Source organism: Methylorubrum thiocyanatum, from assembly GCA_014138645.1.
Classification (GTDB): domain Bacteria; phylum Pseudomonadota; class Alphaproteobacteria; order Rhizobiales; family Beijerinckiaceae; genus Methylobacterium; species Methylobacterium thiocyanatum.
In genome coordinates, this window is sequence record JACJIB010000006.1 from 337,744 (window position 1) to 361,845 (window position 24,102).

The window sequence follows — 24,102 nt, forward strand, 5'->3', positions numbered from 1 at the left end:
GCGGCGCGCCAATGTCGGACCCCGAACGTGGATGCTGGGCGCGCACCACTGAACGGGCTGCGCGCGCGACCGTTCGGTTACGGGCGGAAGGGGCCGGCCTGCGTCGGGATGGCGGATGCCGGCCCACCCCGGTTCGGCGCTGGCCGGGTACGGTCCTCATGCGCGGATTTTCTCGGCGCCGGCGGAACTCCCGTGGGTATGCGTGCTGAAGTGGCCGATGGGAGAGGGACGGCCCATGAGGTAGCCCTGGGCCGCATGGCAACGCTCGGCGGCGAGGAAGCCGAGTTCGGCCGCCGTCTCGACGCCCTCCGCCAGGACAGGCAGGCCGAGGCCGCGACCGAGGCCGAGGACCGAGCGCATGATGGCCGCCGTCTGCTCGTTGCTGTCCACCGAGCGCACGAAGGAGGAGTCGATCTTGATCTTGTCGAACGGGAAGGATCGCAGGTTCGACAGCGACGAGTAGCCCGTCCCGAAGTCGTCCATGGCGATGCGCAAGCCGAGCGCCCTCAATTGGCGCAGGGTCAGGAGCGCCCTGTTCGGGTCGCTGATGAGCGCGGTCTCGGTCACCTCGACCTCCAAGCGGTGCGGGGCGAGACCACTCTGCAGCAGCACCTCGTGGACGAGGCCGACGAAGCGGGGGCCGTGGATCTGCACCGCCGAGACGTTGACCGCGACGGACAGGGGCCGCGGCCAACTCGCCGCCTCGCGGCAGGCCTCGCGCAGAACCCACTCGCCGATCTGGAGGATGAGGTCGCTCTCCTCCGCGATGGGGACGAACACGGCTGGCGAGACGTGGCCGCGCTCCGGATGACGCCAGCGCAGCAGCGCCTCGAAGCCGATGACCTCGCCCGAGCCGATTTCGGTCTGAGGCTGGTAGACGAGCTCCAACTCGCGTCGGGCCACGGCGTGGCGTAGGTCGTGCTCAAGGAGCCGGCGCTCGCGCACCTCGGCGCCCATGCGCGCCTCGAAGAAGCGGTAGGTGCCTCGCCCGTCCGACTTGGCGCGGTAGAGCGCGGTGTCGGCGTTGCTGAGGAGCCCGGCCCGGTCGTCGGCGTCGTCCGGGTAGACCGCGATGCCGACGCTGGCGGCGACCGGCGGGCCGTTCCCGTCGGGCCGCCCGGCGCGCAGCGCCTCAAGGATGCGCTCGGCCAGCCGCCCCGCGGCGGAGGAGTGCCCGCAGGGCATCAGCACGGCGAACTCGTCGCCGCCGAGCCTGGCCATCATCATGGCGCCGTCGAGCTCGGCCGTGACGATGCTGGCGACGCTCTCCAGCATGGCGTCGCCGGCGGCGTGGCCGAACAGGTCGTTGACCTCCTTGAAGCGGTCGAGGTCGAGGCAGAGCACCGCGAGCTTGCCACCGCCCGCGTCGACGGCCCGCATCCCCTCCTCCAGACGCGTGCCGAAGCTGGCGCGGTTGGCGAGGCCGGTGAGTGCGTCGTGATGGGCAAGGAACTGGATCCGGCTCTCGGCCCGGCGTCGTGCGCGCAGGTCCCGGACGGCCACCGCGTAGTGCGGGCGTCCCGCATGCTCGACCGGCTGCATGATGACCTCGACCGGAACGAGGGTTCCGTCCGCCTGGCGCACGGCGGTCTCCACCGGACGGTCGGGCTGGCTCGCGAGGGCGAACCGCCCGGCTTCGCCCGGCAGGTACGCTGACAGGACGGTGCCCGCGAGGCTGCCCTGTGGCAGGCCGACGAGCTTGGCGAAGCTGCGATTGGCGCTGACCACGGTGTCTCCCGTGCAGACCAGCAGTCCCTCGACCGCGGCGTTGGCGAGGCTGTGCAGGCGGTCCGCCTCCTGCCTGGCGTGGCGGCGGTCGCGCACGTCGAGGGCCAGGGCCGCCCCGGCGAACAGCAGGATGGCGAGGCTCGCCAGCGCCACCGCGACCGCGAGCCATGCGTTCGGGACGGCGGTCTCGGACACGGCGAGCGTCGGGTCGGGGGTGACGGTGACGGCGCCCATGGCGGTGAAGTGATGGCTGCAGATGGCGAGCAGCAGGATGAGCGCGGCGGCCGCCTGGCCCACGGGGCCCCGGGCATCGACCTGCACCGCCAGCGCCGCGCCGCCCAGGAGCCCGCCGAGCGCCAGCGAGACCGCGACGATTGCCGCGTCCCAGGCCTTGTGGCCGGCGACGTCGTAGGCGGCCATGCCGCTGTAGTGCATCGCCGCGATGCCGAACCCGAGGATCGCGCCACCGCCCCAGGCCGCCGGGCGGCCGCCTTGGAGGACCGCGAGGGAAAGGCCCGAACCGACCAGCAGGACGGCGATGGCGAGCGACAGGCCCGTGAGCGGGACGTCGTAGCCGCTCGCGATGCCCGGCGCGAAGGCCAGCATGGCGATGAAATGCGTCGCCCAGATGCCGAAGCCGCCCGCGGTACCCGCGACGGCGAGCCATCCGGCCTGGGCACCGGCAAGCGCCCGGCGCGCGTGGCTGACGAGGCAGACCGTCGTCAGGGAGGACAGCGCGCAGATGCCCGCCGCCAGGGTGACCAGGCGGAAGTCATGGCTCTCGACCAGGCATCCGACGACGGTGAGCATATGGCGGTCCCGGGGATGTCCGAGGTCCCAGGATTGCCGTCCGGCGTGTAGGACGATTTAACGATGCGCAACTCGCAGGCGGATTCGCGGGCGAATGAACCGCGTTCGGGTGCGTCGTGCGACCGCAGGCCCTGCGGTGGGGAGGGGCCGGAACGTCGGCATCGGACTCGACGGGGTGAACGTGGCCGGGAATGGCGTACCGGAGGGCGCCTCTCGCTACGATGGCGACGATGTCATCCCGGCCGGTCCCCTCGGCCTACCGTTGTTCGTGCGGACCGCGTGTCCGTCCGTCCCGCGCGCGACCGGCATCGCCGGGGCCGTACGTCGTACCCGCGTCGTATCCCGACAGGTAGTCGCGGTCGCTGGACAGCTTGGGCTTCCCGGAACGCGCGTCCCTGATGCCGTCGATGCGGCGCGCGGTGGGCGAGGGCCCTTCGAACATCGTGGCGAAACGGGGGTCTGTTGCCATGGTGACCTCTCAGAAGCCTTCGCGCTCGAACTTGGAAGCGAAACTGTTGTTGTGGAGATAACGCAGGATGCGGCTGCGGGCCGTGTTGAAGATTCCGACCGGGCTCTCGTAGCGTTTGCGCGAGTAGCTGCGGGCGTAAGGGGTTTCGCCGAGGAAGCCCTTGAGCCGCTTGTCCATATAGGCGGGCTCGACGGTCCCTCCCTTGTCCATCCGCATCTGCCCCTCGCGGCGTTCGCCGCTGAAACGCACCACCCACGTTTCGACGTTCGCCAAGCCATGGCCGAGGAGCAGGTCGCGTGCCGATTCGAGGGTCCCGCCGCTCAGGGCATTATCGTCCAGCAGGAGCACCTTGCTAGTGCCGCCCTCACACAAAGCGGCGATATCGCGCCAGCCGGATGTGGATAGGTCGCAGAAGTGGTTGCCCTCCTGCATCGCGGCGGAGCTGTATCGCCCGTGCGACAGGAACCCCCAGCAATTGAGGCCGCGACCGAGCAACCCGGCCGCGACGTCGGCCACGATGGGCAGTTCGACACCGCCCCAGAACATCCCCAGGGCGACCGCGTTCGCCTCCCGGTCGAGGCCCTCCACCGCGAGGAGGCCCAGGAGCAGGTTCTCGTAAGGATCGTCGGCCTCGCGCCAACTCCGGATGGGTCTGTCCGGGTCGTACCAGTCCGAACCCCGCGCCCGGGCCTCCTCATCCTCCCGGAGGGCGCTGAGTTCGGAGACCGCACGCCCCGCCCCGGCGATGACCGACTGGGCCAGGTCCGCGCCGGTCAGCGACGCGTCCCCCAGCATGACCCGGTAGTAGATCCTGACCAGGTCCGTAGCCGCCGACAGGAGATCGCGGTCGTCGGTCTGGCGGTGGCTGTCCCTCCATCGATGCGAGGCGATGCTGAGGAGGATCAGCCCGAGGTTACGCGCCTGGTCGACCGCGCCGAGAAGCAGCTTCCACCCGCTCCGTGTCGCGTCGCCCCTACCCAGGCAGGCCGCGACCGCCGCGTTGAAGGTCCCCTGGGACCGCAGCCTGCGGAAGAGGACGTCCAGCGCCTTGGCTTCCTCCTTGTAGTCGTCGGCCCGTTCCCAGGGCGGGACCTGCTTGAGGTTCGCGTAGTAGGCGTCCCCGCGAAGCAGCACGAGCGAATTCGTGAACAGGCGTCGCCGTAGGAGCGGCCGGTCGAACGGCATCTCGTTCAGTTTGTCGTCGAAGTAGCGGCGCAACTCGTCCACGAGGCCGTCCACGGCCCGGTCCCCGGTCGTGAGGGGAACCGCGAACTCGTAGAACCCCGGGTCGAAGCAGACGGCGCCGGAATAGTCGTCGAAGACGCGGTCGCCACCTTCGAGGCTCGCCAATCGCACGAGGTCGCGGGCCCTTGCGTACCGGACCGCGTCCAGCCCCACGAGCAGCCCGCTCGCGCGGTTGCGGTTCGTCCTCGCAGCTTCCGTCGCCCTCCAGTAATGCTCGCGGACGTAGCGCCGATTGCTCTCGCTCCAACGCTGGATGAAATGGACCGCGCTCGGCACGGCTATGCGCGGCGCGAGGACATGTCCCTCGGGCGCATCGATGCCGGTCCCCGGCGTCGAGGTATCCACGATGCATTCGGGCGACGGTCCGTCCGCGCCGAGGCGGCGACGGTCGGCGGCGAGACGCGCACGGAAGGCCCGAAGCGAGGCACGTTCGGTCTCGTCGGTTCGCATGACGAGCAGGAGCGACCGTGGGTCGATCCGCTCGGCGCGGGTGACTGCGGTGTACCAGGCAGTGGAAGGCAGTTCCGGCGCGATGACGGTCACCTGCCGGCCCGATGCCGCCGAGGAGGGGTTCGCCTCCAGGTCGAGGCCTTCCATCCCGAGGGCGATGTCGTCCTCGCCGCAGCGGGTCCAGATGTCTCGGACGAGGTCGGGGGTGAGGGGCCCGACGGTGGAGACGCTGACGAACCCCGCGCCGTCCTCGACGCGCCCGGCGCCGTCCGCCGGGGCTCGCGAGAGGACCTCCTCGACGATGGTCCGCACCGCGGCAAGCCCGCCGTCGTCGAGGGCGGCGTCGAGGGGCATGCGGACCTCGCCGTCCGGCCAATGGTAAGCCCCGGGCGTCACGAGGCGCAGGAGGGCTCCGTCCCGCCCGTCCGGTTCCGTCGGATCGCGCAGCCAGCGCAGACCTGCCCCGGCCGTGGCCGCGTCGTCCGCCGTGAGGAACACGAGGATTCCCGCCGCGGTCAGGCGTATCGCCTCCGCCCGCGCGTTCGGGGAGCCGGCCACCACGTCCGCGCTGTAACCCGGGCTCAAGATGACGGAGGTGAGGATCGTGGAAGGCATCGCGGATTTCGGGAGAAACGTCCGGTCCCGGGGATGAAGGCATACGTTCCCCGAGGGAAGAGGGGATATACGGGAACCCGACCGCTTGCGAGGGGGCGGATCGGAGCGCGAGCGGCCTGGGTCGCCCGACGACGCACGGTCGGCCACGCCGGGACCGACGGTCGTGCCGGGTTCCCCGGGGATGGGCTGCGCGCCTCGACCGTTTCTTCACCGCCGTTCGCCATGATGCCCGGATCGAGCGGGGATGGCCGGCATGGTTGGGGTGAACGACGTCTTTCACGCGGCGAACCTGATACGGGCGAGGCCGGCTCCGCCCGGTGGCGTCAAGGAGCGGGTATCGGTCCGCAACGTCCGCAAGCAGCTCGGGGGCGGCTCGTTCGGCGACATCGCCCGCGCTCTCAGGAAGTGGAGGGAGGACGAGGACTACCGACCGGCCATCGAGCAGGCCGACCTGCCGGAGGCGTTCGAGAGGCGCGTCGTCGGGATCGGGCGGGAGTTGCTGGAGATGGCGCGGGTCGAGGCGACCCGGGCGAGGTTGGCCGACTTCGTCGAGGCCGAGGAGCGGCGGGCGCTGGAACGGGACGTGCTGGACGAGGCTCTAGAGCGGGTCGACCGGCTGGAGGAGCGGATCGAGACGCTCCAGGCCGAGCTGGACCGATGGCGGTCCGGCTCGGCGATGCCCGTCGTACCCGCGATGCCGGAACCGGCCCCGGCCACGAAGGAGGGTCTCATCGACGCCGCGTTCGGGCGGAAGCTGGCCAGCGAGGCGGACGGCTTCTGGGACGCCATGCGCGACGCCGTCGAGGCGGTGGTGCGCCGGAAGGGACCGATGGCGGTCCACCCGCTCTTCAAGGCTTTGCCGGAGGCGCTGAAGCGACAGGGCGAGGTGTTGGGGTTCCCCCTGACGCCGGCCTGGCTGCGCTACCATCTTCTCCGGATCGCCGAGGACGGGAACGGATTGTCCCAGGTCGGCTACCGATTCGGCTTGGCGGAGCCGGAGGATGCGGGCGCCGCGGCGGAGCCGAAGCCGGGCGTGGGTGACGACGTCGCGGCGATGGGCAGCCGGGAGTTCTGGCGCCGGTTCGTGCACGAGGTCCACGACCGTCTGTCGAAGGAGGGGCCGTTGACGGTCGAGGCCATCCTGGACGGAATGGGTTCGGAATGGGTCGAGGCGTCCGCACGGTTTCAGCGGATCACGCCCGGTCGCCTCCGTTACAAGTTGAGGGGCAGGATCGTGGAGGGACGGCCCTTCGAGGCGTTGGAGGACGGTCGCTTCGCCGCCCTCGCCGTCGAGGGCCACTGGGACGGGAGGAGTGCGACGGCCGGGTCGAGCAGAGGCGGCGACCGCTCCGCCTGAAGGGCTGGCGCGGGATGTCCGGTGCGCGACTCGGCGCGGAACGCGTAGCGGGCAGCGGTATGCGTTACGCGTTACCTTCCGAGGACGGTGTTGGTTTCCGTAGGTCCGGGAGGCGTGCGGCGACGCTCCTCCGCGGAGGCAGACGCGCGGCGAAGGCCCGGGACGGGTGCCGCGCCTCGCGGAGGTCGACGACGCCAGGTTCCGTCCAGCCCCGCGCCGCCGGTCCCGGGGCGGTTCGCAGGTCCTGCATCGCAACCGGTCGCCTCGTGCCGGGCTTCCGCGGGCGGTGTCGGCACCGTGACGGGACTCCGCCCGAACGACACCCGACTTCCGCTCCCCGATGGGCGCCAGCATCCCCCTGGAGCGTCCATCACCCTTCCATTATCCTATCCGGGGGGATAGCATAAGCGGATGGACCGCGCGCACGCCTCCCACCCCGACATCGTCAAGCGCCTGAGGCGCGCCCACGGCCACCTAGCCGCCGTCATCGCCATGATCGAGGAGGGCCGGCCGTGCGTGGACCTAGCCCAGCAGCTCCACGCGGTGGAGAGCGCCATCGCCAACGCCAAGCGCGTCCTGATCGAGGACCACATGGAGCACTGCATCGGCGACGGGGTCGGGGATGGGGATGGCGGCAGGACCGCCAGGGAAGCGCTTGCCGAGTTCAAGGCTTTGGCGAAGTACCTGTGAGGGGCGTGCGATGCTGGACGTCCTCTCCAACAGGACCTACCGGCACCTCTTCGCCGCGCAGGTCGTCGCGCTCATCGGCACCGGCCTGCTGACGGTCGCGCTCGGGCTCCTGACCTATCGCCTCGCCGGGGCCGAGGCCGGCGCGGCGCTGGGCATGGCACTGGCCATCAAGATGGTCGCCTACGTTCTGGTGGCCCCGGTGGCGAACGCCTTCGCAGGGCGACTGCCGCGCCGCGCCTTCCTGGTGGCGACCGACCTCGTGCGTGCCGCGGTCGCCCTGATCCTGCCCTTCGTCGACCGGATCTGGCAGGTCTACGTCCTCGTCCTCGTGCTGCAGTCCTGCTCGGCCGCTTTCACCCCGACCTTCCAGGCGACCATTCCCGACATCCTGCCGGAAGAGCGCGACCACACCTGGGCGCTCTCCCTTTCGCGCCTCGCCTACGACTTGGAGAACCTGCTCAGTCCGACGCTCGCGGCAATTCTGCTCACCGTCGCCGACTTCCATTGGCTGTTCGGCGGCACCGTGCTGGGATTCCTGTGCTCCGCGGCGCTCGTCATGTCCGTCGGCCTGCCGAGCCCGAAGCGGACCGAGCGGCGCGGCATCTACGACCGGACCACCCGGGGCCTGCGGATCTACCTCGCCACGCCCCGCCTCCGTGGCCTTCTCGCCCTGAACCTCGCGGTATCCGCCGCCGGCTCGATGGTCATCGTGAACACGGCGGTGATCGTGCAGGCCGTCCTGCAGCGCCCGCAGGGCGACGTCGCCGTCGCGCTCGGTCTGTTCGGCGGCGGTTCGATGGTCGCGGCGCTGCTCCTGCCGCGGGTGCTCGACCGGTTGGCTGACCGGACGGTGATGCTGCCGGCGGCCGGTCTCCTCGGCGTCGTGCTGCTCGCCTTCGCAGCCACGACCTGGGGCGGCGGCATCGGCTGGCCGATGCTGCTCGCCACGTGGCTGGTGCTCGGGGTCGGCTACTCGGCCACCGAGACGCCGACCGGACGCCTGCTCCGCCGCTCGGCCACGCCCGAGGATCGACCCGCCGTGTTCGCGGCACAGTTCGCCCTGTCGCATGTCGCCTGGCTCGTGACTTACCCACTGGCGGGCTGGCTCGGCGTCGCGACCGGCATGCCGGTCGCGCTCACGGTGCTGGGTGTGCTCGCCCTGGCGGCCATGGCGGTGGCGGCGGTGCTGTGGCCCGCCTCGGACCCGGACATCGTGGAGCACGCGCATCCCGACCTCGCGCGCGATCACCCGCACATCGAAGGGGCCGGGATGGACCGGCATGCCCACCCCTTCGTCATCGACGACCTTCACCACCGGTGGCCGGCGCACCGCCCGGGATGACCTGTCACGGGAGCTCAGGTGGGTGTGGGGCGGAAGCTTGGTAGAGCCTTCGTCGACGGTGGGGTCGCCTTGGAGGCAGAACCGTGATCGGGTCAGGACACCTGGCCATGGCGCCGCCGCCTAGGATGGCTGGCAGCGCGAGCGCGTCGAGCGAGGCGGTCGGCATTCGCCTCGGTAGCCGGACCTTAACGGCCAGGCCAGGCATCGAGCAGCGGACTGAATTTTACATTCGAAATGCGCCGGATTGCACAACAAGCTATGTCCGTCTGTCCCTATCCTTGTTTCCGTGAGGGAGTGAAAAGCGAGCATCCCCAAGGCTTTCGGGCGAAATTTCCGAGCCGATACGGTGCGTTCGACCTTACCGTCCCGGCCTGCGCGCCGTATGGCTTCCCACGGAAGTCGGGTCCCCGACGTACGGTCAGCGTGAGCCGGTGAACAGCATGCCCCCGATCATTCCTTTCGAGTTCGACCCCGACTCCTCGAATTACGAGACGGATCATTTGACGTATGACGCCGTGCAGAACGGCCAATACGTTTCATGGCCGCCGGGGCACGTGCGTTTATTCGTGCCTCCGCATGAATATTATCCGACGCCGAGCGAGCTCGAACAGGCCAACCCAACTTATTTTCAGATGTTTGGCGCCAAGGGGTTTATGGCTGGATCGTATGCCGAAATCCTGATAGGCCAAGTACCTACATTCATTTCCCTGAAAATGGGGAACATGGAAGTCAGTTTTGGTCAGGCATCACCTCTGGCAGCATACGTGTTCGAATACGTCCATAGAGCAAAGTATTTTGGCGCATGGGACACGATACATACAGCTCGCATGTTAGGCGTCACAGCAGAAAACGTGGAGGCTGCATTTCTGAACGCCAGCATCCAATACCACGAGCGAACAGGAACCCTGCCTTCGCCTTACGCCATGGACGATGAGTTCCTTTGGGCCGAAGAGCCGGACGCGCCCGAGCCGGTATCCTTATCGCTGGGCCCAATCGTGAAGGATCTCGACCCCTTGCGCTTCTTCCATTTCGGGATCGCGCAGTCGAACAACGCCGCAGCATGTATCTACTTTTATAGAACGCTTGAATATTTTTCTTTCCTGATGAATCAAAACAAGCTTACCAAGCTTCGCCATGACGGCACGATATCGGAGGCGGATTTCGCGAAGCGCGTTCTGGACGTCGTATTCCGTGACGAGAAAGGACCTCTCCTGCAACTCGTCAATATGATTACTGACGCGTCTATCCTGCAGAAAAGCATCGACGACAATCTCATACATACAAAGACCCCAGGGGCCCTGGGGGAAGCGATCTACACGTTTCGAAATTCCATCGTCCACGGCAAGTTCAGTTATGGATATACTCTGCAATCCGGATCGGTTTTTGACGACGACGCACAGTTGCCCAAGTGGCGTTATCTGCTCCAGACACTGGCGAGGAAAGCCATCGCCGCGTTCGGTTCGACGCTCATCTGAGCGGGAAGACCGAAGGGGCCCGGCGGGACCATCGGCTTGCCGGATGCCCCCCGCCGAACCCGTCAGCCGAGACGGAAGCCCAACAGTCCGCCCAGCGCGTCTTCGGTGGGCGGCACAGGCAGTACCGCCTCGACGACGTCGGCGTCGTTCCAAGGAACGGTCCGATTGAACTCGTCGCCGTCCATGGCCACGAGATACCGTCCCTCCACCCGACCGGCGACCTTCGCGCCGAAACGGAGCGCCACTCTCGCCTGCCGGACATCGACGCCATCGAACCGGAGGCTAGAATTCAGCCTTCTATGCGGCCCGACGTCCGTTCTGCTTTCCCCGGCGCGACACGCCGATCCCCTTGCGCGCGTCGCACTTGAGGCCGTGGCTGTGCCACCCCTCCAGGCGGCCCTGCTGCCATCCGTGATGGCACCCATGAGCGGCGGCAGGCCCCACCCACGCGGCGGTCAACATCGCAATTGAAACGGCCAGAATGCGCATCAGCAAATCCTTTTTTGGGCTCGAAAGTGGAGGCTAGAAGCGTCCCGCTAACGTCAAGCTGCATTCCGACGCCATCGCCAACGAGCTGCCGAAGCGCCCGAAGGGCGGTTCGGCCGTGGGTGTGGACAGGATGGTCGTGGTCCCCTTCACGGGGGTAGGCGTACGCATGTACGAGGACTTCTTCGTCAAGCGGACCGAACTGAAGAACGAGGACGGGAGCTACCGGGTCACCGTCGGCGGCGTCCCGGAACACGCGGTACGCCTGAGAGCTTTGGAATCCCTGGAAGAGAAGGCTGCCGCCCTCGTGCCGGAGAAGCGAAATGCTTGAAGCCGAGGTAATAGGCTTCCCGGTCAGGATTGCGGTCGTGCCCGGAGCGCCCTGCGTGCAGGTGCAGCACTCCCTCTTTCCCGCCCGTGACGAGGGCCGCGGCGAGGTCGCGTTCATCGACGTCGGAGCGCTCGACGAGGAGCGGCTGTTCAGGCTCCTGGCACTGAACGCCGTGACCGCGCTCTTCGACATGCGGCCGTGCCCGGTCTTCGAGCGTCCCCGTTTTCGACACCAGTCCGTGGTCTTCCACCTTCGCGACCGCGACATCCGGTACATCGAGTTCGCGATGCTGGTCCGTCGGCCCCTGGCCGACCCGACGCTGGTCTCCATGGGCGTCTCGAACGCCTATGCCAAGATCGAGCCCGCCCTGACGATGGGCCTTTCCATCTGCGTCTACGACGCGGCGGCCCGGGACCTCGGCTGGATGGACCAGATGCGCCGGTTGCTCCGACATTCCAGCACCTACCAAGCCGAGTTGCATCCCCGGGCGCTCGCCGGCGTAACGGGCTGAGGCAACGGACCGACGGGCCGACCGGTGGGTCGGGCCCTTCATGATGTGCCTAGGACGCCGGGAACATCGCCGAGGCGACTGGTGGGTGACCTGCGCGAGGCCCAGGCATTCATGAGTTCGGCCTCCCTGGCACGAACCCAGGGCGGCAGCGGGACGCCGTGCCTCTGCATCAGGAAGGCTCGGCTCGCCCAGGGCGCCCCTGCCTTGGTCATCGCGTTCAGAGTGTCCAAGCCGTCGAGGATCGGTCCGAAGGTCACGTCATCGACCGTGCCGTCGCGCAGCATCCCGGCGAGACGCGCCAGGACCTGACGCTCGAATAGCCGAAGGTCGACGGCGTCCTCGGGGTCGCCGAGGTCGTGAACCTCGGTATCCGGGAGGTAGCGGATGACCGGCGGCCAGGTGCCTGGGTCCGTCCACCAGAGCGGCAGGTTCGGCAGGTCGTCCGGCCCTCCGGCAGCGGGATGTCGATGGAGGACCCCGACCGACAGGTCCACGAGCTCGCCGAAGGCGGTCATGAGCCAGATGTGATGGTCCTGGTCCCAGAAGCCGGCCCAGCGTGGCGGTTTCCGTTCGCCGACCTGGGCGACGCATACGGCGCCCGCCAGGAGCCGCGAGCCGATCCCGAACTCCCTGAGGACGGCGCCGGTAGCCGCCGAGCATTGGAAGCACCGCATCGGGTAGGTGTCGCCGTAGTGCTCGCGGGCTTCGGCATCCACGATCTGGAACGCCAGGCGGCGGAGGAAGGGCGACGTGCGCCTTTCCCGGAGGCTCTTCTCGGTTTGCTTCGTCAGGAAGGAGCGCTTGATCATGGCGACGGGTTTGTCCGGTGGAGCGGAGGAAGGGACGGGTGCGCGGCGGTCGACAAGCTTTAGCTCGGCCGCCGCTCACGTTTCGGGGCGCTCACTTGAGTGCGGCGTTCACCGCCTCGATGAGCCGCTTCCAGCGTGCACGCTCGTCGGCGGTCAGGTCGCCGGCGTCGTGGTCCCGGGTCCACCGGACATACGCCTTGGCGAGCTTGTACTTCGAGAAGCCCTTGGCCTCCTTGGTCAGGATGTCGACCAGGGGGCGCCCGGGCTGCGCCGCGGCCTTCGCCTCGACGTCCCATCCAAGTCCCTTGGCGATGCCGACGAGCGTCTCCCGCAGGAGATCCTCAATCTCCGCCTTGGCGACGGCGGCGTCGGCGTAGTCCTTCGCGCGCAGGATGGCCTTCTGGCCGAGGGCGTGCACAAGCGTGTCCTGCTGGGCCGCCTGGTCGCCCGCCGCGTCGGAGTCGAGTAGGGCGGCGACCTTGAGGCCGTTCGCGTGCAGCAGGGTGGCGAAGTACACCACCTTGCTCGCCGCGCTCGCCGTGACCAGCGCGACCTTGTCGTTGATCCGCGCCTCGCCGGCGTCGCCGAGCAGGGCGGACGTCGCCTCCACGTACCAGTGGTCGGTCAGCCCCTCCAGGACGAGGTTGCGCTGGCTCGCGAACAGGCTCTGCGCGAGGTCGTACCCGAGCGCTTCCTGGAGCGGCAGCAGGGCCGCCGGGTCGCGCGAGGTCACCGTGGTGTGCACCTTGGTGCCGGCCCTGCGGTCGCGCATCTCGACCACCCTCACGAGGTCGAGTTCGCCCGGCCCGACCAGGAACGGCGAGTGCGTCGTGTAGAGGGTCTGGTTGCTCGCCGCGAGCCGCGAGACGGTCTCCCGGAAATCCCTCTGCTTCAGGGCGTGAAGGCTGAGCCCGGGCTCGTCGAGGAGCAGTATGGCGTTCTCGTGCTTGCCCGCCGCCTCGGCGAAGAACACCACGAAGAAAGAGACCAGCCATTGGAAGCCCTCGGAGCGCTGGTCGAGCTCGATCTCGACGCCGAGGTCGTCCTCCACCACCACCTTCAGGTACTGCCCGTCCGCGACGACGCGCAGGCGGTCGGCCTCGGCGCGTTCGGGGTTGGGGTTCCAGACGCGCCGGATCTCCTCGGTGAGCCGCACGCTGGCGGCGTTGAGCTGGTAGCTCCGCCGGTCGAGTTGATCGCGGTAGCTGGCCAGGGCGGCGGCATCGGCGGCGCCCGGCTCGGCCACCCGTCCGAGGTCGGACAGCTCCTTGGCGGTGAAGCCCAGAAGTCGCAGGAGGCAGGAGTTGCCGTAATCGTACTGCTCGTCGTCGAGGACGCCGGTCTGGAGCCGGGACGAGAGGTGCGCGAGGTGGATCACCGGCCGCACCCGGAAGTAGTTGCTGAACAGCACGAAGACCGGAAGGCGGCCGCCGAGGAGGTCGAGCGCCTTCGACTTCCGCTCGTCGTAGGATGCCTGCTCCTGGAGCCGGTCCAGCCGCTGCTCCTCCTTCTCGGCTTCCTCGTCGATGCGGGCGTAGGCCCCGTCGAGCCACTTGCGCAGCGCCGCGACGGTTCCCGTGGCCATCCTGGTGTCGTCGGACCACTCGGAGGCGATACCGGCGAGCTCGTCGGCCGCCGACCGTGCGGGCTGCCCTCCCTCGGCGACCTGCGCCCGGGAGTCGATGTGGGCGGCGAGCCTGACGAGGTCCTTCTTCATGGCGCCGTACGTCGGGACGGCGGGGACGCCCTGGAGGTGATGCGTCCCGCGGTTGTCGAGGAATCTCGTCAAGCTGTACCGGCACTCCCGGAACTCCGGGGACACCGCGGCGCGGTCACTCTCGTCGAGCGCGAAGACGCCCGTCACGACCGGTACCGCGGCCGGGGTCACCTTGCCGGTCGTGACGTCGTTGTAGAGCGCGCGGGGATAGTCGCGCAGCGCGTCGAACTTCTTGACCTCCGACGGCGGGTTGAGTTGCTGCAGCGCCTGCAGGATGGCCGTCTTCCCGGCCTCGTTCGGACCGACCATGATGGTCTTGTCGCCCTCGACCTCGAACTCGCCTGTGTCACGGATGCTGCGATAGTTCCGGACGTGTGCCTTGATCAGCCGCATGGGTGCCTGCGTACGCTACGGGAAGGGAGCTCCCCGGGCCGCCGTAGGCAGGCCCGGGGAAGGTCGGGGTTCTCTCAGCGGTCCCGCTTCAGGAGCTGGCTCAGGGACCCGGCCCCCTCGCGTTCCAGCAGCGTGCTGAGGTGCATGTCGGAGCGGTGGCCGGCGGCGAAGCCGTCGCCATACTGCTCGCGCAGCGTGCCCACGCGCGTGGTGCCGTTCTTCTGGCGGATCTGGCCGTTCTGATCGCGGTGCCGGCCATCGAGCCCGGGCTGTTTCATCTGTCGTACTCCGTCGTCTTCCAGGAGGGCGCAGGTGGGCGACCGCCTGGCCGGGCGCCTCCTCAAGGTTGCGTCCCGCTGCCGGGCTGGCATCCTGGGGCCCTATGCCGGCCAGGGCATGGGATTCGGACTCGGGCCGGACGAAAACTTTTCCGAATTCGTCGAAATGCCCGGCATAGGGCATTGGGAGCGGGGGAATGGGGGGGCAGGACGCGTCCGCGTCGGTCGATGCCGACGGGGACGATCATCTCGACGCCGCAGAGATGCGCGCCGCGCTCGCGTCGCTGACGAGCGCCGATTGGCTCAGGCTCGCGAAGGTCGATGCGCGCTACCGCGGCGGCACCGACTTCCGCGACGGCGACCTAGTGCAGGAAGCCCTCTGCCGGGCGATTGCCGGCAAGCGGAAATGCCCCAGAGGGGTTTCCGTGGTGAAGTTCCTTGCCGACGCCATCTGGAGCATCGCGGGCCACCGGCGGTCGCGGATGCTGGCGGAGGTATCCTTCGAGGCCTCCCCGCCGACGGCGACGGGGGAGCAGACCAAGGGACTGGCGCCGGCTGACCTCCTGTTCGCCCCCGGGGAGGACCCCGAGGCGCTCCTGCTCAAGGCCGAGGGCGATGGTGCCGTCGGCGACCTGATCGGCCTCTTCCCGGGCGACGGGGAAGTCGAGCTCGTCGTCACGGCGCTCTCCCTCGGGCTGAAGGGTGCCGACCTGTACGAGGAAACGGGGCTTGCCCCGAACAGGATTCACTACGTGATCAGGAAGATCAGGAAAGAGTCGGACAAGCGCTTCCCGGGAAGGTGGACGCGATGACCGCAGGCAAATCGACCCCGCGAACGCCCCTCGACCACATCGAGGAGGCCTTCCTGGACAACATCCTCGAAACCTCGGAGGCGGATCTCCGCGAGGAATTCGTCGAGGAGGGCCGCTCGCCCGACGAGGTGGTCGCCCTCATGAAGGCGCGCCTGGCCGCGGCGCACGAGGAATGCGCGCAGGCACGGATGGCACAGGCGCGCGAAGGTCTGGCGGCGTTCCGGCGGGAGGAGAAAGTCGTCCCGCTCGACCTCGCGCGCCAGAGGGAGCGCCTCGCCGCGATGAGGTCGCGGGCGCCGGCCGCCTCCGGGATGATGATGGCGGCCCGCAAGGGGGAGGGGTTGTCCGAGCGCGACGAGGAAGGCCTGCTCGAAGACCTCGCGGACCTGGAAAGGCTCTCGCAGCTTCGGGACGGGGACGGCGAGGCGTGAGCGCTCCCAACCAAGCGGAACGCCTGCTCAACGACCTCGGCATCCGGGCACCCGGCGAGATCGACCTCGAAGCCATCGCGTTCTCGCAGGGCGCCTTGGTGAAGTTCCGGCCCATGGACCGATGCGAGGCGACCATCGTCGGCAATGCCCGGCACGCCATCATCGCGGTGAACAGCGAGAGCATCCATACGCGTAGGCGGTTCTCGCTGGCCCACGAGATCGGGCACTGGCACCTTCACCGGAACAGGCTGCTCCTCTGCACGGACAAGCAGATCGGGCGCTTCACCGGCAGCGCGCTCGACCCCGAGCGGCAGGCCGACGACTTCGCGTCCGACCTGATCCTGCCGGGATACCTCTTCGACCCGCTGGTGCGGCGGATGCGCAGCCTCACCATCCAGACGCTCGACGAGTTGGCCGGGACGTTCGACGCCAGCCGGACGGCCACGCTTTTAAAGGCGGTACGGGCGAACCGCTTCCCGGTCGCGATGGTGCGCGACGGCCTGGACGGACGACGCTGGTTCTGGAAGTCGGGAGCGGTGTCTCCCCGGTGGCGGGTGCGCGACGACCTCGATCCTGACAGCTTCGCGTTCGGCATGCTTTACAAGGGCGATGCCGAGTCCACGCACCCTCGGATGGTAGGGGCCGACGCATGGTTCGAGTTCCCAGGTTGCCAGGACCACGACGTGCGGGAGCAATCGTTCCGACCGTCCTCAGGCGAGGTGATCACCGTGGTGACCGTACCCGAGCGAGGACGTGCCTGATCCGTACCGCACGGCGTCAATCCATGCGGCTATGGACGTGGAACTTGCCCTCGCCCGCCAGTTCCTGCCCGAGTACATCGCATGCCGCCTCAAACTTGGGCTTTCCCTCCCGGGCATCGGCCATCTCGGTTGCCGGTCAGGGACGGTTCTAAGGCTTGGGTCCACCAGATGGGTCATCCCCATCCGTAGGCGTGTCCTGTCGCGGTCGTGCGGGCCTTCCGCGCCTCATGAGGATGTTCCGGGTCGGCCCGGGCCTGATGCCCGTCCGGAGCCAATCCGCCATCTCTTCGGGTTGGACGATCCAAAGGTCCGGGCCCGCCGTTCTTCTTACATGCACTCGACCACGCCGTACGACGCCGTCGGAGTAGTGGACGAAATCCTTGAAGTTGCTCGTGACCAAGGCATCGGCCTGTCCGGCGAGCGCAGTGTCAAGGACCCGACCGTCCTCGGGGTCATACGGTTTGTGGCTGAACGCCGGATCGTAGGGGTTGCAGCCGGGCGCAACCGCCTCACGCGTCGGCTGCACGCCTCCGCCTAGAACCATCCGGGGGTATTCCGCTGCGGGTCCGAGAAGCGCGAAGTTCGCGATGGTCTCGATGTTGTCCGCCGCGACATCGCCCGCGATCCCCTTGCGGAGATAGACGGAATGCAGTCGTGACAGCATCGTGTGCGAGATGACGAGTTGGATCGGTCCGACGCCTGCCTCACCATTCAGTACCGCTCGGACGATACGTTGGGGGGCAGTGCCTTGACGCCCGGCTTTGTCGGCGAAGAACTGCTTGATCCAGATGTTCAGATCGACACAAAGGCGGAATGCGGTCACGGCGTGGTCGCGCCCAACCACTCTTGCGTAGCGGCCTCGATTGCCTCGTCGCTGTTGTCCGCCGGCAAGGAGGGGCCGACTTGTTCCGCCATGGCACGTTGGGTGATCGCGAACTTGGCCTTGAGAAGCAGGCGCACGAATTCACCCTCGAACCAACGGCGCTCCTCCGGGGTGCCGCTCTGCTCAAGGCTTCGCAGGGCCGAACGGGCCATTTCCGGTAATCCGACGTAGAAGCTTGTCGCCTGGCCCACCAAGCTGGCCGGGGTCCTGGCTTCGGCCGCCGCTACGGCACCGAGCCTGGCGGCGACGGACTCGTCCACGTAGCCCGAGACAGACTTACCCGCCATCGCCGCCCTCCTATAGAAACCCCAGAAACTATAGCGTTGTTTGCGTCCTGATCAAGACGTGGGTCCGCTCGGTCTCGGGGATACCCGTTCGCGAGCGGTTCGCAGGATAGCCGGCGCCCCTTCACAATAGCCGCCGGGCCACTTCGCATCGCGTGACGTCGTGCGGTATTCGGCCCGGACGCGTGTCCAGCGAAGCTACTACGGGAAAGCCCAGGGCTTATGAGTGCGTCATGGCGGTCCACGCCTGCGGCTTCATGCGGTGCCGGCCTCACGGTCCCGTCCCCGGGTGGGTTGGTCGCGGATCGCGTAGCGCTCTCCGCCGCGGTCCCACCGGAAGTCATGGTTGCCCGGGACGTAGACGACCGGGACGCCAGGAAGGCGCTCGCCGAGCCAGTCCAGGGCGCGCGTCAGCGGCATGTGGACGTCTCCGTTGACAACCGCCACGTCGAAGCCGCTGGACGGCGCGTGCGCGGCCGGGTCCCAGGCGTTCCCGGGCCAATCCTGGTGCAGGTCGCCGAAGACCCGGAGCCGGCGCGCATTCACGACCCGCCTCCCTCTGCATCGGCGTTCTCGGCGAGGCGGACGCGGATCTCGTCGATGGCGACGGGCCGGAAGCCGAAGCAATTGCCCTCGACGTCAATGCTGGCGGCGGTGCCGGGCAGCGTGCCGTGCGAGTGCCCGTAGAGGTGCATGCGGACCCTTTCGCCGGCCCGGCGGACGTCCGTTGCAAAAAAGCCCATGAATGACGGCTCCGGACATGCTAAGGACGCCTCATCATGTCGGCCACCCGCTCCCTTTGGCGCTCGCTGCTCACGGTCTTCCAGATCGTGACGCTCGTCGCGTTCTCGGTGGTGGATGCGGGGCACGCGCATGTGGCGACGCAGCATGTCGGACACGACGCTGCAGGCTCGGTCGTCCATTATCAGCACCCGGGATCAGCTCAGGCCGACGACGTCGCCGGCCATGCCGACCCAGGCGCCGACGAGGCGGTGGCCGGCCCTTGCGGCCAGTGCTGCTGCCCTGCGTCGTTCGCCCGCTGGGACTGCCTGACCGTCGCGGTCGCCTGGAATCCCGAGCGAACCCTGGCCGGCATCCGCAAAGTCACGTTCGACAGCGTCGTACCCGAGACGCTTCCCGAGCCCCCTCGAACCTTCGCCTGAGGTCCGCGCTCCCACGCGCACCCTGAGCGGCTGCCCATGAAGGACAGCCGCCAGCCTCTTTGACGCGAAGGTTCGATCACTCCATGCGTGTTCTTTCCGCCTCCGCCCTGCGGATGGCCCTCCTTACGCTCGGCCTCTGGGCTGGCGCGTCGACGCTCGCCGCCGCCCATGAGGGGCACGACCACGGCAACGAAACACAGGCCCCCACGGCGGCGACGGCGCCGCGCAGCTCGTCGAGCACTGACACGTTCGAGCTGGTCGCCATCGCCCGCAACGGTCGCTTGGCCGTGTTCCTCGACCGTGCCGGCACCAACGAGCCCGTGACGGACGCCGTCGTCCAGGCCGAGACACCGGATGGATCAGCAACCGCCTCGCCCGTGCCGGACGGCAGCTACGTGGTCGATGCCCACTGGAGCCTGCATCCCGGCGACCACGAGGTGCTCTTCACCGTGACGGCCTCGGGCGCGACCGACATATTTCCTGTCACGCTGACCGTGCCGGAGCCACCGGCGGCACCGCCTGCGGCGGGTGTCTCCACCTGGGCGACAGGTCTCGCCGCGGCCCACGACTTCCAGCGCCACCTCAAAGAGGCCGACCCGCTGCCGCTCGCGATAGGCGGTACCGGTTTCCTCCTGGGCATCGTGGTCACGCTCCTGATGAAGGGGCGCCGCTACCTGCCGGCCACCGCCCTGGTCGTGCTCGTCGTCGCCCTCGCGTTCGCGCCGAGCGCCTTCGCGGGCGAGGGGCACGGCCATGGCGACGGTGGCGGCCCCGGATCGGGGGCCGCCCTCATGGCCGCACCGACGCCCGGGGGGCAGGACTTGGCGCGACGTCAGGCGGACGGGGCGATCTTCGTGCCCAAGCCCACCCAGAGAGTGCTGGCCGTGCGCACAGTGGTGACCTCGTCGGACACCCTGCGCCGCACCGTCGAGCTGCCGGGGCGCATCGTGCCCGATCCGAGTGCCAGCGGGGTCGTGCAGTCCTCGGTCGGCGGCCGGCTCTCGCCGCCGGAGTCCGGGATCTTCCCGCGGCTCGGCACGCGGGTCCGCAAGGGCGAGGTGCTGGCCTACGTCACCCCGCCGGTGCAGGCCGTCGACGCCTCCGACATGCGGCAGCGCCAGGGCGAGCTCGACCAACAGATCGCGGTCGTCGAGCGGCGGGTCGAGCGTTACCGCAAGCTCGCGCCGGGCGGCGCGGTCTCGCAGGTGCAGTTGGAAGACGCCCAGGCCGAGCTGAAGGGGCTGGCCGACCGCCGCGCCGCCCTCGACACCATCCGCCAGCAGCCGGAAGCCCTCAAGGCGCCGGTCGACGGCGTGATCGCGGAGGCGACCGCCGTGGCCGGGCAGATGGCAAGCCCCGGCGTGCAGGTGTTCCATATCGTCGACCCGGGACGTCTCTGGGTCGAGGCGCTGAGTTTCGACGCTCTCGCCGGTGGCCAGGACGCCACCGCTCGCCTCGCCGATGGTCGCATGCTGCGCCTCGCCTACATGGGGGCCGGGCTCGCCGACCGGAGCCAAGCCGTTCCCATGCACTTCGCGGTCGAGGGCGCCCCGCCTGAGCTTCGCACCGGGCAGTTCGTCACCGTGCTGGCCGCGACCGACGCGCAGCAGAAGGGGCTGGCGCTGCCGCGCATGAGCGTGGTGCGCGGCGGCAACGGCCAGAACATCGTCTACGAGCACACCGCGCCGGAGCGCTTCGAGCCGCGCGAGGTGAGGGTCGAGCCGCTCGACGCGGGGCAGGTCCTGGTGGTGTCCGGGGTCGTTCCGGGCAAGCGGATCGTGACCCAGGGCGCCGAACTCCTCAACCAGGTCCGCTGAGGAGACGCGCCGATGTTCACGCTCCTCGTCACGCAGTCCCTGCGCAACCGCCTCCTCGTCCTGGCGCTCGCCGCCGTGCTCGTCATCTACGGCGCCTTCACCGCGACCCGGCTCCCCGTGGACGTCTTCCCGGACCTCAACCGCCCGACCGTCACCATCATGACGGAAGCGGAAGGCCTCGCGCCCCAGGAGGTCGAACAACTCGTCACATTCCCGGTCGAGACGCAGATGAACGGCCTGCCCGGCGTCACCCGCGTCCGCTCGGTCTCGGGCGTCGGCCTCTCGGTGATCTACGTCGAGTTCGACTGGGGCACCGACATCTACCGCAACCGCCAGCAGGTCTCCGAGCGGCTCGCCATGGTGCGCCCGCAACTGCCGCCGACGGTCAACCCGATGATGGGCCCGGTCTCGTCGATCATGGGCCAGATCGTCATGGTCGCCCTCAACGGCGGCTCGGTTTCGCCGATGCAGTTGCGGGAACTCGCCGACTTCACCATCCGGCCGCGCCTGCTCTCCATCCCGGGCGTCGCCCAGGTGATCCCGATGGGCGGCGAGGTGCGCCAGTTCCGCGTCGCACCCCAGCCCACGGCGCTCAGGGCGCTCGGCGTCACCCATACCCAGTTGGAGACGGCGCTCGCGCAGTTCGGCACCAACACCGGTGGCGGCTTCACCGACCAGTACGCCCGCGAGTACCTGATCCGGAACCTCGGCCGGACCATGAACCTCGACGACTTGCGCAACATGGTCGTCGCGACCGTGGGCGGCCGGCCGATCTACCTGCGGCAAGTCGCCGAGGTTTCCTTCGCAGCGCGGGTGAAGCGTGGCGATGCGGGCTACATGGGCGCACCCGCGGTCGTCGTCTCGGTCGAGAAGCAGCCCGGCGTCGACACGGTCCGACTCACCCGCGAGGTCGAGGCGGCGCTGGCGGAAATCACGGCCAGCCTGAACTCATGCGGGTCCGGCACGGGTATGGGTACCTCGGGCAGACAAGCCCCGTCCATGAGCGAAACCACCGGCGAGGCTTGCGCCTTCCAGGGCGTTCGCGCCGATCAGCTCATCTTCCGGCAGGCGAACTTCATCGAGACCTCGATCCGCAACGTCGAGACCGTGCTGTTGGAGGCGGTCGCCGTCGTCGCCGTGGTGCTGTTCGCCTTCCTGTTGAACGTGCGCACCACCGCGATCTCACTCACCGCGATTCCGGTCTCGATCCTGGCGACCGCGGTCGTGTTCCACCTCGCCGGCCTGTCCATCAACACGATGACGCTCGGCGGCCTCGCCATCGCCATCGGCGAACTCGTGGACGACGCCGTGGTGGACGTGGAGAACATCTTCCGGCGCCTCGGGGAGAACCGGAAGGCGGGCAACCCGCGCTCGGTGTTCGAGGTCGTGGTCTCGGCCTCGAACGAGGTGCGCTCCGGCATCGTCTACGCCACGATGGTGATCGTGTTGGTGTTCGTGCCGCTCTTCGCCCTGTCGGGTATCGAAGGCCGGCTCTTCGCGCCGCTGGGCCAGGCCTACATCGTCTCCATCCTGGCGAGCCTCCTGGTCTCGATCACGTTGACGCCGGTGCTGGCCTACTACCTGTTGCCGGGCCTCAAGCGCCTGGAGGAGCACGACAGCCGTTTCCTCAAATGGCTCAAGCGCGGCAACGCCGTCCTGCTGCGCGGCCTGCTCGGGCATGGCCGGCCGGTCATGGTGGTCGCCGGCCTGGCGGTGGCGGCGGCCGGGCTCGCGGCGACCTTCCTGCCGCGGACCTTCCTGCCGCCGTTCAACGAGGGCTCGTTCACGGTCAACATGACCTTCAACCCTGGCATCTCCCTCGTCGAGAGCAACCGGATCGGGCTTGTCGCCGAGCGCCTGCTCCTGGAGATGGCCGACGTGAAGTCCATCGGTCGCCGAACCGGCCGGGCCGAACTCGACGAGCATGCCGAAGGCGTCCACTCCTCCGATCTTGAGATCGACCTTAAGCCGGGGGCGCGACCCAAGCCCGAGCTCGTCGCAGACATTCGCGGGCGACTCGCGGTGCTGCCCGTCAGCGTCAACGTCGGCCAGCCGATCTCACACCGGCTCGACCATATGCTCTCGGGCGTGCGCGCCGAGATCGCGCTCAAGATCTTCGGCGAGGATCTCGACACCCTGCGCGGGCTGGCCGAGGACATGAGGGCGCGGCTCGCCGACATCCCCGGCATCGCCGACCTGCAGGTCGAGAAGCAGGTGCTGATCCCGCAGCTGGAGATCCGCGTCGACTACAACCGCGCGGCCCTCTACGGCGTCCAGCCCGCAGCGCTGGTCGAGCAGCTGAGCCGCCTCTCGAACGGTCAGGTGGTCTCGCGGGTGGTGGACGGGTATCGCCGCTTCGACGTGGTGATGCGCCTCTCCGACACGATGCGTACCACCCAGCGCCTCGGGGACCTCCTCATCGAGACTCCTTCGGGCTGGGTGCCGGCGCGCCAGATCGCCGACATCCGCGAGACCGACGGGCCGAACCAGATCCTGCGCGAGAACGCCCGCCGCCGCATCGTCGTGCAGGCCAACACCCAGCCCGGTTCCGACATGGGCAAGATCGTCCAGGCCATCCAGGAGAAGGTCGCCGCGGCGAGCCTGCCCAACGGGTACACCACGAGCCTGGAGGGCTCGTTCCAGGCCCAGGCCGAAGCGAGCCGGACCATCGGCCTTCTCTCGCTCCTCTCCCTCGCCCTGGTCTTCGCGCTGCTCTACAGCCGCTACCGTTCGGTGGTGTTCACGCTGATCATCCTCGGGAGCATCCCGCTGGCGCTGATCGGCTCGGTCGCCGCCCTATGGCTCGCCGGGCAACCTCTTTCGGTGGCCTCGATGATCGGCTTCATCACGCTGACGGGCATCGCCACCCGCAACGGCATCCTCAAGATCAGCCACTACCTGAACCTTGCCATCCTTGAGGGCATGCCGTTCGGGCGCGACCTCGTCATCCGCGGCAGCCTGGAGCGGCTGGCGCCGGTCCTGATGACTGCGCTCTCGGCAGGCGTCGCCCTGGTGCCGCTGCTCATCGGCGCCGACGCGCCGGGCAAGGAGATCCTGCATCCCGTGGCGGTGACGATCTTCGGCGGCCTGATCAGCGCGACACTCCTCGACACCGTGCTGACCCCGGTGCTGTTCCTCACCTTCGGCCGCAAGCCCCTGGAGCGGCTGCGCGACGATGCCCGTCACCGCCCCGAGGCTTCCCCCGAGACACCGAGAAGTTCGCCCGTCGAGGCGTTCTGAGACCT

General features: G+C 68.7%; 21 protein-coding genes and 1 pseudogene. 12 read left to right on the forward strand and 10 right to left on the reverse strand.

What is annotated here, in order from left to right; genetic code table 11:
• Positions 1-156: 156 nt before the first annotated feature.
• Together HNR51_RS18245 and HNR51_RS18250 are read right to left on the reverse strand one after the other, a co-directional pair.
• A complete protein-coding gene (locus HNR51_RS18245) occupies positions 157-2,538 on the reverse strand; it encodes a bifunctional diguanylate cyclase/phosphodiesterase (protein WP_182555875.1) in 2,382 nt (793 codons plus the stop codon).
• A 478-nt stretch (positions 2,539-3,016) separates the two neighbouring features.
• Positions 3,017-5,200, reverse strand: coding sequence for a hypothetical protein (locus HNR51_RS18250; protein WP_182555876.1), 2,184 nt, complete (start codon positions 5,198-5,200; stop codon positions 3,017-3,019).
• A 361-nt stretch (positions 5,201-5,561) separates the two neighbouring features.
• On the opposite strand from HNR51_RS18250, the gene HNR51_RS18255 reads away from it, so the two are divergent.
• The 4 genes from HNR51_RS18255 (at position 5,562) to HNR51_RS18270 (ending at position 10,181) form a co-directional block, all read left to right on the forward strand.
• Positions 5,562-6,674, forward strand: a complete 1,113-nt coding sequence (locus tag HNR51_RS18255; RefSeq protein ID WP_239681588.1) for a DNA-binding protein — start codon at positions 5,562-5,564, stop codon at positions 6,672-6,674.
• A 411-nt stretch (positions 6,675-7,085) separates the two neighbouring features.
• Entirely contained in the window at positions 7,086-7,364 is a 279-nt protein-coding gene (locus HNR51_RS18260) for a metal-sensing transcriptional repressor (RefSeq protein WP_182555877.1), read from the forward strand.
• Between the two features lie 10 nt (positions 7,365-7,374).
• Positions 7,375-8,706 (forward strand): MFS transporter, encoded by a 1,332-nt coding sequence (locus HNR51_RS18265; RefSeq protein WP_182555878.1) that lies wholly within the window; start codon positions 7,375-7,377, stop codon positions 8,704-8,706.
• A 440-nt stretch (positions 8,707-9,146) separates the two neighbouring features.
• On the forward strand, positions 9,147-10,181 hold the full coding sequence (locus tag HNR51_RS18270; protein WP_182555879.1) for a hypothetical protein: 1,035 nt from the start codon (positions 9,147-9,149) through the stop codon (positions 10,179-10,181).
• A 62-nt stretch (positions 10,182-10,243) separates the two neighbouring features.
• Here HNR51_RS18270 and HNR51_RS18275 read toward each other — a convergent pair whose 3' ends face one another.
• Positions 10,244-10,426, reverse strand: a complete 183-nt coding sequence (locus HNR51_RS18275) for a hypothetical protein (RefSeq protein ID WP_182555880.1) — start codon at positions 10,424-10,426, stop codon at positions 10,244-10,246.
• A gap of 410 nt (positions 10,427-10,836) precedes the next feature.
• Between HNR51_RS18275 and HNR51_RS26770 the strand changes: the two genes are divergently transcribed.
• Complete coding sequence (locus tag HNR51_RS26770) at positions 10,837-10,998, forward strand: hypothetical protein (RefSeq protein WP_239681587.1); 162 nt, start codon at positions 10,837-10,839, stop codon at positions 10,996-10,998.
• On the forward strand, positions 10,991-11,509 hold the full coding sequence (locus HNR51_RS26775; RefSeq protein WP_239681586.1) for a hypothetical protein: 519 nt from the start codon (positions 10,991-10,993) through the stop codon (positions 11,507-11,509). Before HNR51_RS26770 ends, HNR51_RS26775 begins: the two co-directional genes overlap by 8 nt.
• Positions 11,510-11,547: 38 nt before the next feature.
• On the opposite strand, the gene HNR51_RS18290 is transcribed toward HNR51_RS26775, so the two are convergent.
• The 3 genes from HNR51_RS18290 to HNR51_RS18300 all read right to left on the reverse strand — a co-directional run bounded on the left by HNR51_RS18290 (position 11,548) and on the right by HNR51_RS18300 (position 14,706).
• Positions 11,548-12,318: a hypothetical protein gene (locus HNR51_RS18290; protein ID WP_182555881.1), complete on the reverse strand. Its 771-nt coding sequence runs from the start codon at positions 12,316-12,318 to the stop codon at positions 11,548-11,550.
• A gap of 91 nt (positions 12,319-12,409) precedes the next feature.
• Positions 12,410-14,428: an AAA family ATPase gene (locus HNR51_RS18295; protein WP_182555882.1), complete on the reverse strand. Its 2,019-nt coding sequence runs from the start codon at positions 14,426-14,428 to the stop codon at positions 12,410-12,412.
• A gap of 74 nt (positions 14,429-14,502) precedes the next feature.
• Positions 14,503-14,706, reverse strand: a complete 204-nt coding sequence (locus HNR51_RS18300) for a hypothetical protein (RefSeq protein WP_182555883.1) — start codon at positions 14,704-14,706, stop codon at positions 14,503-14,505.
• 197 nt (positions 14,707-14,903) lie between these two features.
• Here HNR51_RS18300 and HNR51_RS18305 point away from each other — a divergent pair, with 197 nt between their 5' ends.
• The 3 genes from HNR51_RS18305 to HNR51_RS18310 are packed head-to-tail and all read left to right on the forward strand — an operon-like array spanning position 14,904 to position 16,710.
• Complete coding sequence (locus tag HNR51_RS18305; protein ID WP_182555884.1) at positions 14,904-15,518, forward strand: hypothetical protein; 615 nt, start codon at positions 14,904-14,906, stop codon at positions 15,516-15,518.
• Positions 15,515-15,949, forward strand: coding sequence for a hypothetical protein (locus tag HNR51_RS26780; protein ID WP_239681585.1), 435 nt, complete (start codon positions 15,515-15,517; stop codon positions 15,947-15,949). The genes HNR51_RS18305 and HNR51_RS26780 overlap by 4 nt, the downstream gene beginning before the upstream one ends.
• A complete protein-coding gene (locus tag HNR51_RS18310; protein ID WP_239681584.1) occupies positions 15,946-16,710 on the forward strand; it encodes an ImmA/IrrE family metallo-endopeptidase in 765 nt (254 codons plus the stop codon). The genes HNR51_RS26780 and HNR51_RS18310 overlap by 4 nt, the downstream gene beginning before the upstream one ends.
• A 148-nt stretch (positions 16,711-16,858) precedes the next feature.
• On the opposite strand, the gene HNR51_RS18315 is transcribed toward HNR51_RS18310, so the two are convergent.
• From HNR51_RS18315 to HNR51_RS18330, 4 genes and pseudogenes are all read right to left on the reverse strand, one after another.
• On the reverse strand, positions 16,859-17,533 hold the full coding sequence (locus HNR51_RS18315) for a PIN domain-containing protein (protein WP_182555886.1): 675 nt from the start codon (positions 17,531-17,533) through the stop codon (positions 16,859-16,861).
• The gene (locus tag HNR51_RS18320) at positions 17,530-17,880 is read right to left on the reverse strand and encodes a hypothetical protein (protein WP_182555887.1); all 351 of its coding nucleotides are present in this window, start codon (positions 17,878-17,880) and stop codon (positions 17,530-17,532) included. Before HNR51_RS18320 ends, HNR51_RS18315 begins: the two co-directional genes overlap by 4 nt.
• Positions 17,881-18,144: 264 nt before the next feature.
• Positions 18,145-18,423 (reverse strand): annotated as a pseudogene (locus tag HNR51_RS18325) (metallophosphoesterase); the annotation flags it as partial.
• Positions 18,420-18,572, reverse strand: coding sequence for a hypothetical protein (locus HNR51_RS18330; protein ID WP_373325219.1), 153 nt, complete (start codon positions 18,570-18,572; stop codon positions 18,420-18,422). The pseudogene HNR51_RS18325 and the gene HNR51_RS18330, both read right to left, overlap by 4 nt.
• A gap of 84 nt (positions 18,573-18,656) precedes the next feature.
• Between HNR51_RS18330 and HNR51_RS18335 the strand changes: the two genes are divergently transcribed.
• The 3 genes from HNR51_RS18335 (at position 18,657) to HNR51_RS18345 (ending at position 24,097) form a co-directional block, all read left to right on the forward strand.
• Positions 18,657-19,040 carry a hypothetical protein gene (locus HNR51_RS18335; RefSeq protein WP_182555888.1) on the forward strand — a complete coding sequence of 128 codons (384 nt, stop codon included), beginning with the start codon at positions 18,657-18,659 and terminating at the stop codon, positions 19,038-19,040.
• Between the two features lie 83 nt (positions 19,041-19,123).
• Positions 19,124-20,857 (forward strand): efflux RND transporter periplasmic adaptor subunit, encoded by a 1,734-nt coding sequence (locus HNR51_RS18340; RefSeq protein ID WP_182555889.1) that lies wholly within the window; start codon positions 19,124-19,126, stop codon positions 20,855-20,857.
• A gap of 12 nt (positions 20,858-20,869) precedes the next feature.
• Positions 20,870-24,097, forward strand: coding sequence for an efflux RND transporter permease subunit (locus tag HNR51_RS18345; RefSeq protein WP_182555890.1), 3,228 nt, complete (start codon positions 20,870-20,872; stop codon positions 24,095-24,097).
• Positions 24,098-24,102 lie beyond the last annotated feature (5 nt).